Origin of the sequence: Nostoc edaphicum CCNP1411 (genome assembly GCF_014023275.1) — a bacterium.
Lineage (GTDB): Bacteria > Cyanobacteriota > Cyanobacteriia > Cyanobacteriales > Nostocaceae > Nostoc > Nostoc edaphicum_A.
Map to the genome: position 1 here is coordinate 5,029,215 of NZ_CP054698.1, position 13,286 is coordinate 5,042,500.

Annotated in this window: 8 protein-coding genes, 2 tRNA genes and 2 rRNA genes (1 of these 12 only partly in view); 6 read left to right on the forward strand and 6 right to left on the reverse strand. The window is 42.6% G+C overall.

Features of this window, described 5'->3' with window-relative positions; translation table 11 throughout:
* Positions 1–60 precede the first annotated feature (60 nt).
* Complete coding sequence (locus tag HUN01_RS23980; RefSeq protein WP_181928282.1) at positions 61–2,163, reverse strand: N-6 DNA methylase; 2,103 nt, start codon at positions 2,161–2,163, stop codon at positions 61–63.
* A gap of 232 nt (positions 2,164–2,395) precedes the next feature.
* Here HUN01_RS23980 and HUN01_RS23985 point away from each other — a divergent pair, with 232 nt between their 5' ends.
* Positions 2,396–2,644, forward strand: coding sequence for a helix-turn-helix domain-containing protein (locus tag HUN01_RS23985; RefSeq protein ID WP_181928283.1), 249 nt, complete (start codon positions 2,396–2,398; stop codon positions 2,642–2,644).
* Positions 2,645–2,812: 168 nt separating this feature from the next.
* Here the strand turns inward: HUN01_RS23985 and HUN01_RS23990 are convergent, their stop codons facing one another.
* Positions 2,813–3,493: a uracil-DNA glycosylase gene (locus tag HUN01_RS23990; RefSeq protein WP_181928284.1), complete on the reverse strand. Its 681-nt coding sequence runs from the start codon at positions 3,491–3,493 to the stop codon at positions 2,813–2,815.
* Positions 3,494–3,685: 192 nt separating this feature from the next.
* On the opposite strand from HUN01_RS23990, the gene HUN01_RS23995 reads away from it, so the two are divergent.
* The gene (locus HUN01_RS23995; RefSeq protein ID WP_181928285.1) at positions 3,686–4,390 is read left to right on the forward strand and encodes a phosphoribosyltransferase; all 705 of its coding nucleotides are present in this window, start codon (positions 3,686–3,688) and stop codon (positions 4,388–4,390) included.
* Positions 4,391–4,411: 21 nt separating this feature from the next.
* On the opposite strand, the gene HUN01_RS24000 is transcribed toward HUN01_RS23995, so the two are convergent.
* The 4 genes from HUN01_RS24000 to glyQ form a co-directional block, all read right to left on the reverse strand.
* On the reverse strand, positions 4,412–5,512 hold the full coding sequence (locus HUN01_RS24000) for a tetratricopeptide repeat protein (RefSeq protein WP_181928286.1): 1,101 nt from the start codon (positions 5,510–5,512) through the stop codon (positions 4,412–4,414).
* A gap of 262 nt (positions 5,513–5,774) precedes the next feature.
* Positions 5,775–6,245, reverse strand: coding sequence for an NADAR family protein (locus HUN01_RS24005; protein WP_181928287.1), 471 nt, complete (start codon positions 6,243–6,245; stop codon positions 5,775–5,777).
* 42 nt (positions 6,246–6,287) lie between these two features.
* Positions 6,288–8,642: a ComEC/Rec2 family competence protein gene (locus HUN01_RS24010; RefSeq protein ID WP_181928288.1), complete on the reverse strand. Its 2,355-nt coding sequence runs from the start codon at positions 8,640–8,642 to the stop codon at positions 6,288–6,290.
* A 491-nt stretch (positions 8,643–9,133) separates the two neighbouring features.
* On the reverse strand, positions 9,134–10,033 hold the full coding sequence (gene glyQ / locus HUN01_RS24015; protein ID WP_181928289.1) for a glycine--tRNA ligase subunit alpha: 900 nt from the start codon (positions 10,031–10,033) through the stop codon (positions 9,134–9,136).
* Positions 10,034–10,347: 314 nt separating this feature from the next.
* Here glyQ and HUN01_RS24020 point away from each other — a divergent pair.
* The 4 genes from HUN01_RS24020 to HUN01_RS24035 form a co-directional block, all read left to right on the forward strand.
* A 16S ribosomal RNA gene (locus HUN01_RS24020) occupies positions 10,348–11,846 on the forward strand.
* Between the two features lie 123 nt (positions 11,847–11,969).
* A tRNA-Ile gene (locus tag HUN01_RS24025) sits at positions 11,970–12,043 on the forward strand.
* Between the two features lie 88 nt (positions 12,044–12,131).
* A tRNA-Ala gene (locus HUN01_RS24030) sits at positions 12,132–12,204 on the forward strand.
* A 251-nt stretch (positions 12,205–12,455) separates the two neighbouring features.
* Positions 12,456–13,286, forward strand: a 23S ribosomal RNA gene (locus HUN01_RS24035) (it continues 2,066 nt past the right edge of the window).
* Together the 16S and 23S rRNA genes with 2 tRNA genes alongside form the textbook arrangement of a ribosomal RNA operon.

Consider the following 13,286-nt stretch of genomic DNA (forward strand, 5'->3'; position numbering starts at 1 on the left):
TGCTGACTCTTAGCTGGCTGAGAACTAAATTTTGTTTTTTCTTTGTTGAAACAGCAGAGCTTAATAAGAAGCAAACTTCATCTGATTGCCAACCAACTCGCTCATTCTCGTGGAGGATGTCTTTGGGCTTCCAATAAAAGAACAAACCAGTTCTTGTACCGACGATGTGAGCATTAATTGAGAGCGGTCTAAAAAGCTTCCAATATCCGATTTGAGATTCTCTATTTTTTGGTGCTGACTCAAATACTGACGGCGAATTTCCTCTTGAACATCTTTAGGTGGAAGTGGAATCATTACTTGCAACAATTCCTTTGAGTTAATTCTCAGACGGCCAATACCTGCTACCAAATGCATAATTTGCCCATAAACAAAGTCTGACCTAAGTAAAACGCTTAGTATAAGAGGGTCAATTAGATATGTGCCATCAGATGCTTTATTGACAGCAAAAACTGAACATTCTGACGAGACAAAACCTGGTTCTGCAAAACTCATTAATGCAACCTTTCGCAGGTTAGGACGCATTTTTGCAAAAACTATATCACTAGGTTGGTACATCTTGACTGAGCTTTTCAATGAGTCAGATGGAGTTGGAACTTGTTCAAATTGTCCAGTATTTGATTCAATATTTGCCAACCCTGTATACCGAATAATTGCACTTGAGAGTTCTTTACATGGAGAAATAGATACATTCCTTTCTGCACAAATATCGGCTAAACGTTTTAATGGATAAATACAAGTAGCAATTAATTGTTGGCTTTTTATTCTAGACGGGTGATGATACTGAAAATCTATTCGATACCCATTTCTCTCTTTGTCAAAATTAGAATAAATATCAGCAGTATAGATATTTTCTGATTCATCAACCTGGCCTTCTTGAAGGTATTTGTGCCAAGCATTTAATATAGAGGGAAGATCGCTATTAAGATAATTTTTCCCATCCTCGTCATAACGAATGTCTTCATCGCCACTTGTTTTACGTCCAACTTTATCTGCTTTAGCAAAAAATACTGAAAGATTGCTATTCTCAGCACAAGTTTTTTTAGACATTATTAAAATGGAGGCATTCACGGTAGCATAAGGCATGAATGCAGTTTCAGGAAGACTGATAACAGCTTTTAGATCAAAGTTTTTAATAATAAACTGTCTTACGTCAGTTGCGTGAGGCAAATTTAAAACACCCTCGTCAAGAATTATGGCAAGTGTACCCTTTTTACGTAAAAGAGCATGGCAACGTTCTATAAAGAGAATTCCACGCCGACGAGATGATTTACCTAATCCTAATTCAAATGTTTCTAAAACATCAGACTCAGTAAAATCGCTGCCAAATGGGGGGTTAGTGATTATTGCATCAAAACATGAAAAGAATTGTTTAGCTTGATTACCAAGCGTTCCCCCAGAAGGAAGAAACACTGTACGAATGTTTTTTGCTCCGTGAAGAAGCATATTAATTCCCGAAACCCAAGAGAGTCGCTCGTCAATCTCAATACTTGTAAGGGATGAATAATTTATTTGATGCCTTGTAATGCTACAGAGAAATCCACCCGTCCCGGATGCTGGATCACAGATATCACCTTTAATATAAGGCTGGCAAGCGGAAACAATAAAATCAATAATATGAGGCGGTGTGAAAAATTGTTGATGATCGCCTTTGCCAAAAGTATTACGAACAATTTCTTCATAAGCCAATCCTTTCACATCAAATTGTGTAGATGTGAAATTGAACGATTGAAGGGCTAAGACACATTTCATGATTGCACTATCAGAGCAATCAAGTTCACTAAACCGTTTTGGAATAAGGTTGCTGTGCTGGTGTGAAAGGTGCTGATAGTATTTTCGGACAACGCAGGGATTTACGGAAAGTTCAGAAGGGGAGAAGGGTGTGGATGCTCCACTGTTGTAAGTTTTATCAGATATAATCTTGGCGAAGACTAGTTTCGTGATTTCGTCAAAGCGGCTGATGATATTGCTCTGGCTATCATTGTCACGGAGAATGTCATGAAGCCGAGATACCAGTAGGCGAATACTTCTTAAGTCGAACACATCTGACGACACGAAACCTGTCTTCTCTGAAAATAGCTTAAGCTGTTGTTGAAGTTCCTTGGGCGAGGCAGTTTCAACAGAGTTAACATGGTGCAGAGCTTTGCTCGACAAGTATTTAGACATGGCAAAACATTATAAAACCTTATTATGGGTTGAAATTATCGAGACTATTAGCAAGCTATTTAAAGTAATTGCTGGGATCGAAGTAGATCAAAACTCTGAAGATTACCTTACAGGTTTTTATCATATTTTGTCGCAATCCTAAATTTACATCCATTATTGTCTACCGTCTGTAGACAGTTGTCAACTATTTTTAGACAACTTACACTAAAATCATGATTTGAAGTTGAGCCGTATGACAGTAGTGCAAGTTAAGCGAGTAGTGGAAGTGGTGCAGGACTTTCCAGATATTGGAAAACGGATGAAGCAGGCAAGAGAGAGAGATGGACGGTCTCTCACACAAATTTGCCGAGAGGCTGGTATTAGTCGTGCCTATTGGTATCAATTAGAGGCTGAAAACTTGAGAGCGCCTGCAACAGAAGGAATCATCCGTAAGATTGAGGCAGTTCTAAATATTGACTTAGGAGTGAAATTTAATGGATAAAAAATAGTTGAAGATGGCAATGCTTCCGTTGTTGCCTGTTAAAAGCAATCGAGAGAGAAATGTTGCTTAATTGGAGTGAAAACCTAAAAATGCGATCGCTTCCACTTCAATCGAAAATAGGCGATCGCAATTAGTGAAATACACTATGATTTAAGCGAATTTAACACATTAGCTATTATTTTGGATTTCGTCTAACTTGGCACGCACAGCCTGGATATCCTGCCACATCAACCATTTCGGCGCACCTCTTTCTTTAGAAGGGTTACGCAACAAGTAGGAAGGATGAAAAATTGGCATACATAACCGCCCTTCCCACTCTAGCCACTGACCGCGAATTTTCGTAATCCCTCGCTTATCGCCAGTGATACCTTTGACAGCAGTTGCACCTGTTAACAGAATTATTTTGGGGTCAACTAAGCGAATTTGTTCTAGTAAGTAGGGTAAACAAGCCGCCACTTCTATAGGAGTGGGAACTCTATTATCTGGTGGGCGACATTTGTTGATATTGGCAATGTATACATCATGATCAGTAGTCAGATTCACTGATGCCAAAATTTTCTCTAACAACTGCCCTGATCTGCCCACAAATGGTAAACCCGTTTCATCTTCATTTTGACCAGGCGCTTCTCCTATAACCATAATTGGGGCTTTGAGATTACCGCGTCCAACAACCGCATGAGTCCGAGTGTCCCCTAATGGACAACGGTGACAGCGATCGCAATCCTGTGTCAACTCCGTGATGCTGGAATAAGTTCCTGGAGCGATCGCAATTTTCGCGTCTGTAGGAATCAGTTCTCGTTGGTTAAAGCTTGAGTCGTCGAAGAGGCTGAGTTGGGTTTCGCTGCTCATGAAAATCAGGATTTTGGCATCAGCGCCAGCTGTTTTATCTGAGTTAAATACCGCTTTGGTTGGAGATTTATCAAGATAAATAGACTTTTGCTGAATACTTAATTATTTATACAAATCTTATTGTATCAGTTAATTTGAGACAAAATTCGGTCATGATAAAAGCAATCCCGTCCTAAGATGCTGGGGAAAACCATGTCATATACCCCACTTTTTGCCGATCGCACCCATGCGGGTGAGATATTAGCGCGAGTAATCCATGATGTTTTGACTCAGCAAACTATTGATTCTGGGGTAAAGCCTATACCAATTGTTTATGCTTTGCCCAGAGGGGGTGTACCAGTAGCAGCACCAATAGCACGTCTTTTAGATTGTCCGTTGACAATTGTCGTAGCAAAAAAGATTAGCCATCCAGAAAACCCAGAGTTAGCAATTGGTGCAGTAACTACTTCTGGAAATGTCCTCTGGACTGATCAAAAGCTACTTCGTCTTAAACATGATGGGCGGTGGCGGGAAGTGGCTTTAAATAAAGCCATCAACCAAGCGAAGTATCTTGAGGCTCAATTAATTTCTGCTTGTCCCCAAGTGAATACACAGGACGCTACGCTCATCTTAGTTGATGATGGCATTGCTACAGGTATGACAATAGCGGTAGCGGCAACTGCTCTCAAAGCGCTTTCTCCAGCAACAGTTTGGCTATGTACTCCAGTAGCGCCACAAAAATTGCTACCCTGGTTAGAACAGTGGGGCGATCGCACAATAGTTTTGGAAACACCCGAACCCTTCCGGAGTGTGAGTAACTTTTACACAGAATTTCCCCAAGTAGATACATTAGAAGTCCTTGTATATCTCCAGCAACAAAAGACAATGGGAGGAATTGACCAGTGCGAGTCATTTTGAATTGTTTCCCTCGCTTGCTTTTTAACTATTTGAAGATGTTCCCTGCTGGTACTGCATAGCTTTGGCATAATCACCCAAGGCGTAGCAAGCAACTCTCAGACTGGCAAGAGCTTGTTCTTCGCTGCGGCGGTCTTTGATATTCCTAGCTAACACTAAACGTTCTTCATAATATGTAATTGCTTTGTTGTAATCACCCAAAGCTTCACAAGCAACTCCTAAACTACCTAAAGATTGTTCCTCGCTGCGTTTGTCTTGAATTTCTTTGGATAATTGCAACCGATCTTCATAATACTTAATGGCTTTAGCATAATCACCTAAGGCATAACAAGCATTTCCCAAATTCTTCAATACCTGAGAAGCACTGCGAACATTTTTTAAGGAGCGTGCTAGTACTACACACTGCTCATAATAGGCGATCGCTTTCGGGTAATTATCCAAAGCATACCAAGCATTACCTAAATTCTTGAGTACCTGTTCCTCACCCCAGTTATCTTTGAGTTCCCGCACAATCTCCAGGCTTTGCTGCTGATACTCAATAGCCTGTGTAAAGTTGCCCAAAGCTTTATACACCAATCCCAAATTATTCAGTGCTGCCACTTGACTCCGTTTATCTTGCAGTTGCTTCGTTATTTTTAAACACTTTTCCAGAAATTCAATTGCCTTTTTATGTTCATTCAGGTGGCGGTATGCATTGCCTAAATGGGAAAGTGCTTGCATTTGCACTGCTAAATCTGAGGTGTTATTGAGCAAAGACAGACACTGTTGGGAGTAGGAAATAGCACCTTTGTAGTCTCCAGCGCTGTAAGTTACCAGTGCTAAAAAAGAAAGTACCTGTGCCTGTTTTTGCAAATCCCCAACTTCTTGAAACAGCCCCAAGGATTGTTGTAAAGACTTCATCGCTACTATTAATTCACCAGCTTGCTGCTGTTGAATTCCTTGCCTTAGTAGGTTTGACGCTTCCGATGAATTATCATCACTTTCCTGTGGAGGTAGTATTTCTGCTTGTGAACCAGAGTCAAATTCATGGGTAATCGTATTACGCTTCACTGGTTTTAGGTATGTTATGGGTAATTGCAGGGGAACTGTATTTTTTGATCTATCATTCCATGCACCTTTAGGCATCAACCCCTTCCTGTTAAGTCTGGTGATAAATCTATTGTTCCCAAAAACAGGATATATCTTTCATCAGACTGGCTTACCACAGCCTAAGTTTAGTATGGATAAGAGTTTACCAATGAAGCGATCGCTAATAAAAATATTTTTTATAGCAATAGAGTACTAAATATTTAAGCCTAGTAATCTTAGTTTCATACCTTTAATTATCTCTCTGCTTCAAGTTAGATTCTAAAAATCGATACTGGTGCAAATATTCATAGCAATAATATTATTTAACATTTTTATTATCAACATCTGTATTGTATGTATGGTGTAGGATCTCTCGTACCTCCATTAAAATTTTTCCTAGCATATTTTTACCACTACCATCGGCTCCGCAACCCCAGTAAAAATCGATCGGTGAGTTTTCAACAATTTCTGCATTGCCTGTGGAAAGTAAGATATCCCTGATATCTGTATGGGTTTGAAATTTATACAGCACAGCTTGCCGCATGATGTCGTCTTTAACTTGTTCCCAATCTTGACGTAGGGGACGGGTTCTCTCACGTCCCATTTTTGCCGCATCTTTAGGTGTTTTAACTAGACGGATTTGTTCTACATGAAGTGTACCCACAAACTTTTGTGCTTGAAAGTAGTGTTCGCTAGTTGACCAATACAATTCATCTAATTGAAAGCCGTGGGGCGAAAAGTTAGAGAAACAACCATATTCTTCACGAGTGCTATAAAAATAGATTGTCATAGAATTTGATACCAGTTTGAATTTACTGAATTTATGAGCTTTTTATAAAACAGATGATTTATTTTCTGTTGCTTCAATAAACGCTTCAAATTGACCATTAGGTGTCCATTGAATAGCTCCATCTCGTCCTGTAAAGAACAGTTTTGTTTTACTTTGATTAAGTTCATATAAAGCTTTTGTATCAAAATTTGCAGAAGAAGCAATCGCTACTTGTGGTTGCAGAGCAATAACTAAATCTTTCAAGGATTCAGGGGCACACCAAAGTACTTGTGGGCGAGGCAGACTTCCATTTTTAACTAGTTGTTGAACCTCTTTAGACTTAACATTACCTACTAATAACCAATTCTGATCTAAAATTTGCAATTGTAAGATGGGTAATTGGTCGTTGATTAATTGTGCTACTATCGAACCAGCTTTCACAGCTTGACCAACAGCTAAAGGTTGATAAACTCCTTGATTCTTTTGTAGTTCTTGTTGAATTGCCTGAATTGTAATAGAATTTTCTGATTTGGGGGAATACTCATAAAAGTTTTTGATTGGCAAACGTCGCATTAATTCAAACCAAGCATTACTTTCATTGCCTTGGAAATCAGTTGCGATTGCCCAATTAATTTGATTGACACCCTGCTGTTGTAAAAACGGTAGAATTGTGAAACGTCCTGTACCTTCATCACCACTATTAATTACAGTTACAGTACCTCGATCTTGAACTACTACAATTGGTTCCGTACCAGATTCTAATACAGTTATCCTAAACAATGTATTTGTAGAATGCCAAAGGGGTATAAATACTAAACCAATCGCAATCACATTAGCAAACCACCACCGCCGCTGCCACCACGGCACTAGCCAAACCATTAGAATCAGTAAATAAATTGTCAGAAGCTGCCAAGTAGATATACTACCTACAGCTACAGAATTTCCTGGCAGCTTGCTAAAAAATTCCACTAGTTTAATTAGCCAATCAGTCGGGTAATGCAACACAGTAGCTAAAAAGCTTCCGGCCTGAGTCCAGATTAACGCTGTTATGGCGCTAATGATGCCACCTATACTAATGATTGAAACTAGGGGAGTACTAAGAACATTTAGTAATAAACTGTAGGATGGTACAACCCCAAAGACAAAAAGTTGCACAGGTAAAGTCCAAATAGTTGCAGCGAGGGGAACGGCAATCAAAGAAGCGATCGCAGGTGGTAGCCACGCTAGGCGGTTGACTAATGCGGGTACTGTTACAACTAATCCCAGCGTTGCTAAAAAACTCAATTGAAAGCCTAAATCCCAAATCCATAGAGGATTAAATACTAATAACAGAGTTGCCGCCAATAGTAGCGAACCTAACTGTTTTACCTTCCTTTTTAATAGCAGCCCTACTAATGCCGCAAAACCCATAATTACCGCTCTGAGAACCGCAGGCTGAAAACCTGTTAAGCTCAGAAAAATTATTAAAGCCAAAAAACCAAGGGTAAATTGGGTTCCTTTTTTTGCCCGCCTCGTTAACTGCAAGATCACACTCAAAATCAAGGAAGTTTGGAATCCAGAAGCTGCTAAAGCATGAGCTAATCCAGCTTGTACAAACAAGTCGCGGATATCGTAGGGTAAATCAACAGCTTTGCTACCTAAAACCATTGCACTGACAAGAGGCCCTTCAGGGACACCCAACCAACGAACTTGCGATCGCACAATTCGCTCCCGAATTTGCCACCATCCCCATTTCCGTTCCTGCTCTAAAACATTTATTTGTCGCCCAATCAAACCAGCAAACGTTCCTTCCTGTTTAAGAAACTTCTGAAAGTCAAAACCACCAGGATTGGAAGCCGCCTTTGGTTTATACAAAATGCCAGTCACAGCGACTTGTTGACTAGGGTATAACCCAGTAGCTTGAAGTATAGGCACTGTCACATACAATTTGCCTGTCACCCCTTGTGGGACACTTGCTGAACCTTTATCATTTTTGACCTCATCTAGCTGAGTCGCTTCCAGCCAAAATTGTCCTCGCTGACTGCGAGTCAAGCGGGGATTACTCGCCACTTCACCACGAATAATCACAAGTTGTTCTTGATTACTGCTATTTCCAGGCGGAACGAACTGACTAATATCTTTTGCACCTGGTTGCGGCACTCGCCATTGAAAATATAGAGTTGCCAATAATCCCACCAAGCCAGCAGCTAGCCATATTCGAGGACGGGGAATAGTTTGCCAAGTGTTAGGCACTGCCTTATTTTTACTTCCAACATTTTCTGGTTTCTGAGCAAATTGCCGTAGGATAGTGCGTCTTCTAAAGATAACTGCTCCTACTATCCCTAGAACCAAAATCCACACACCACCCCAAGGAACTGCTGTAAACAGCAATCCAAAAATGTAGCCAAGACAAATAATTACACCACTAGCTTGAATCATAAGATTTTTGTAAAAGCGCCTGACAACCTGAATTTGCAGCTGATTTAAAAATAATGAGGGTAGCAATAGAGAAAAATCGGATTTCTGAATTTGGCTATAAAATTCAAAAATAAAATATTCCAAACTCTTATTATCTGCGCTTCAAGCATCTCTGGGTGAGCTTTTCATTTCTTTAATCAGCAACAGCCAAAATTTTTTATGCTTCTGGTGAAGTATAGTCCATCAAGTTTATACAAACAAAGCCCGCACAGGCGGGCCTTATCCTTATAGCTTTAATGTTCTAGACTCAATATTTAACCGTATTTCTGTCTTTTAGCAAAAGCCAAATTATTAAAGATATATCTAGCTTAAACCTCAGCACAGCACGGATAAACAGAACACAAAGTCGTAGCAAATTAAATTTGGCAAGACTCTGCGTACCTTTGCGTTCCCTGAGTTAAAAACGCTATGCTTTCACACAAAGCTGTACTTAGTCCGTGTAGCCGCACCCTTTAGCATCTTGGGCTTCCTGTTGAACTCATAGTATCTTTGAGCAACGGAAAACCTAATTTTTCCCTTTGCTCAACATATAAATGAGCCACCTTCCTAGCCAAATGCCGAATCCTGGCAATATAGCGAGTTCTCTCTGTCACCGAAATCACTCCTCTAGCATCCAGCAGATTAAATGTGTGTGAACACTTCATTACATAATCTAAGCTAGGCAAGACCAATCCTCGCTCCGTCAATTGGGTAGCTTCCTGCTCATACAAACTAAACAGCGTCAGTAGCAACTCAGGATTCGACGCTTCAAAGTTATAAGTAGACTGCTCAATCTCACTTTGCAGGAAAACATCTCCATAAGTAATGTTGTCTGTCCACTGAATCTTTGTAAATGCTTCTACTTGCTGGAGATACATTGTCAGCCGCTCTAAGCCGTATGTAATCTCAATCGACACCGGACGGCAATCAATTCCTCCACACTGTTGGAAGTAGGTAAATTGAGTAACTTCCATCCCATCTAACCATACTTCCCACCCAGTGCCCCAAGCTCCTACCGTTGCATCTTCCCAGTTATCCTCAACAAACCTAATATCGTGGTCTTCAGGACGGATGCCTAAAGCCCTCAAGGAATCCAGATATATCTCTTGAATATTATCTGGTGATGGCTTAATCAAAACTTGGTACTGATAATAGTGTTGGAAGCGATTCGGGTTTTCGCCATAGCGCCCATCTGTAGGGCGACGACATGGTTCAACGTAGGCAACTGCCCACGGTTCTGGCCCCAATGCTCTTAAAAATGTATGGGGATTCTTAGTACCAGCCCCCTTTTCAATATCGTAGGGCTGGGCAATAAGACAACCGCGATCGCCCCAAAACTGATGCAATAAAGCTATTACCGACTGAAAATTCACGCTTCACCCACCCTTAGTCAACACAGTGCATAAACCATTGTTGCCTACAACCCAGCACTGTAGTCAGTTTCAGTGGACTAAGAAACAATCCAAAAATATTTTGGAAAAAGTAGTTGACACAATGAAGTAGGTTCGCTATATTGAATAAGTGCCTGAAGCGGAGCGCGAAAGAGCGACGCCTGAAGGACACCGAACCTTGAAAATATTATAGTTTGAAAGCCATTATACAACAAGTGGCCTGCGTCAAGCAAATAAAGAGAACTAAGCTGAAGTTTTAAAAGAGCAGCTAATTGAGCTATAGAGCTTTCCAATACAAAACGGAGAGTTTGATCCTGGCTCAGGATGAACGCTGGCGGTATGCTTAACACATGCAAGTCGAACGAAATCCTTCGGGATTTAGTGGCGGACGGGTGAGTAACGCGTGAGAATCTGCCTTCAGGTCTGGGACAACCACTGGAAACGGTGGCTAATACCGGATGTGCCGCAAGGTGAAAGGTTAACTGCCTGAAGATGAGCTCGCGTCTGATTAGCTAGTAGGTAGTGTAAAGGACTACCTAGGCGACGATCAGTAGCTGGTCTGAGAGGACGATCAGCCACACTGGGACTGAGACACGGCCCAGACTCCTACGGGAGGCAGCAGTGGGGAATTTTCCGCAATGGGCGAAAGCCTGACGGAGCAATACCGCGTGAGGGAGGAAGGCTCTTGGGTCGTAAACCTCTTTTCTCAGGGAAGAACACAATGACGGTACCTGAGGAATAAGCATCGGCTAACTCCGTGCCAGCAGCCGCGGTAATACGGAGGATGCAAGCGTTATCCGGAATGATTGGGCGTAAAGCGTCCGCAGGTGGCTATGTAAGTCTGCTGTTAAAGAGTCTAGCTCAACTAGATAAGAGCAGTGGAAACTACATGGCTAGAGTGCGTTCGGGGCAGAGGGAATTCCTGGTGTAGCGGTGAAATGCGTAGAGATCAGGGAAGAACACTAGGTGGCGAAGGCGCTCTGCTAGGCCGCAACTGACACTGAGGGACGAAAGCTAGGGGGAGCGAATGGGATTAGATACCCCAGTAGTCCTAGCCGTAAACGATGGATACTAGGCGTGGCTTGTATCGACCCGAGCCGTGCCGTAGCTAACGCGTTAAGTATCCCGCCTGGGGAGTACGCTAAAGCAACGGTGAAACTCAAAGGAATTGACGGGGGAGCCCGCACAAGCGGTGGAGTATGTGGTTTAATTCGATGCAACGCGAAGAACCTTACCAAGGCTTGACATGTCGCGAATCCTGGTGAAAGCTGGGAGTGCCTTCGGGAGCGCGAACACAGGTGGTGCATGGCTGTCGTCAGCTCGTGTCGTGAGATGTTGGGTTAAGTCCCGCAACGAGCGCAACCCTCGTTTTTAGTTGCCAGCATTAAGTTGGGCACTCTAGAGAGACTGCCGGTGACAAACCGGAGGAAGGTGGGGATGACGTCAAGTCAGCATGCCCCTTACGCCTTGGGCTACACACGTACTACAATGCTCCGGACAGAGGGCAGCAAGCATGCGAATGCAAGCAAATCCCGTAAACCGGAGCCAGTTCAGATCGCAGGCTGCAACTCGCCTGCGTGAAGGAGGAATCGCTAGTAATTGCAGGTCAGCATACTGCAGTGAATTCGTTCCCAGGGCGCTTGTACACACCGCCCGTCACACCATGGAAGCTGGTAGTGCCCGAAGTCATTACTCCAACCTTTCGGGGGGGAGGATGCCTAAGGCAGGACTGGTGACTGGGGTGAAGTCGTAACAAGGTAGCCGTACCGGAAGGTGTGGCTGGATCACCTCCTTTTTAGGGAGACCTACACCCCTTACATATCAAAAAGCATACAGCTATATAGATAGTAAGTTGGTCTAACCTAGGTCGGTCGCAGACATTTGTTGAAAGCTTTCAAACTATGATTTGGTTCGATATGGGCTATTAGCTCAGGTGGTTAGAGCGCACCCCTGATAAGGGTGAGGTCCCTGGTTCGAGTCCAGGATGGCCCACCTGAATCAATTAAAAATGTAAAATGCAAAATTAAAAATGAAGAAAATTCAATTTTTAATTTTTAATTATCAATTTTTAATTGTATCTGGGGGTTTAGCTCAGTTGGTAGAGCGCCTGCTTTGCAAGCAGGATGTCAGCGGTTCGAGTCCGCTAACCTCCACCTGTGGCGATTGCCAAAACAGAAAAACTAGTGAGAAATCAGCAACATGACTTAATTGAGTCAGACTGCTGAGTTAGTTCTCAGCCAGAACCTTGAAAACTGCATAGTAACGCGAAATTAGCAGGCAGACACAGACATTTTTTAGTGCTGAGTACTGAGTGCTGAGTGCTGAGTAAAATCAGTAGGAAGTGACGAAGTAAGCAGAACTAACTATTTGTGAATGCAATTTGTAGAACAGCAAATGTTTGAGTGGTCAAGTTAATAAGGGCTAACGGTGGATACCTAGGCACACAGAGGCGATGAAGGACGTGGTTACCGACGATATGCTCCGGGGAGTTGGAAGCAAACAGAGATCCGGAGATTTCCGAATGGGGCAACCCTTAATACTACCTGCTGAATATATAGGCAGGAGAGAGCCAACCCAGCGAATTGAAACATCTTAGTAGCTGGAGGAAGAGAAATCAAAACAGAGATTCCCTCAGTAGTGGTGAGCGAAAGGGGAAGAGCCTAAACCAATTGGTTTACCGATTGGGGTAGTGGGACAGCGATATCGAATCTGGAGGCTAGACGAAGCAGCTAAATACTGCACCAAAGAAGGTGAAAGTCCTGTAGTCGAAAGTTAAAGGATAGTAGCTGAATCCCGAGTAGCATGGGGCACGAGGAATCCCATGTGAATCAGCGAGGACCACCTCGTAAGGCTAAATACTACTGTGTGACCGATAGTGAACCAGTACCGCGAGGGAAAGGTGAAAAGAACCCCGGAAGGGGAGTGAAATAGAACATGAAACCGTTAGCTTACAAGCAGTGGGAGGACTATTTAAAGTCTGACCGCGTGCCTGTTGAAGAATGAGCCGGCGACTTATAGGCACTGGTAGGTTAAAGCGAGAATGCTGGAGCCAAAGGGAAACCGAGTCTGAAAAGGGCGATAATCAGTGTTTATAGACCCGAACCCTGGTGATCTAACCATGGGCCAGGGATGAAGCTTGGGTAACACCAAGTGGAGGTCGCACCGACTGATGTTGAAAAATCAGCGGATGAGTTGTGGTTAGGGGTGAAATGCCAATCGAACCAGGAGCTAGCTG

Bases quoted from the DNA above. Each gene is read 5' to 3' on its own strand.
- HUN01_RS24000 (WP_181928286.1), bottom strand. From the start codon at position 5,512: ATGCCTAAAGGTGCATGGAATGATAGATCAAAAAATACAGTTCCCCTG.
- HUN01_RS23995 (WP_181928285.1), top strand. From the start codon at position 3,686: ATGTCATATACCCCACTTTTTGCCGATCGCACCCATGCGGGTGAGATA.
- HUN01_RS24010 (WP_181928288.1), bottom strand. From the start codon at position 8,642: ATGATTCAAGCTAGTGGTGTAATTATTTGTCTTGGCTACATTTTTGGA.
- HUN01_RS23990 (WP_181928284.1), bottom strand. From the start codon at position 3,493: ATGAGCAGCGAAACCCAACTCAGCCTCTTCGACGACTCAAGCTTTAAC.
- HUN01_RS23985 (WP_181928283.1), top strand. From the start codon at position 2,396: ATGACAGTAGTGCAAGTTAAGCGAGTAGTGGAAGTGGTGCAGGACTTT.
- HUN01_RS24005 (WP_181928287.1), bottom strand. From the start codon at position 6,245: ATGACAATCTATTTTTATAGCACTCGTGAAGAATATGGTTGTTTCTCT.
- HUN01_RS23980 (WP_181928282.1), bottom strand. From the start codon at position 2,163: ATGTCTAAATACTTGTCGAGCAAAGCTCTGCACCATGTTAACTCTGTT.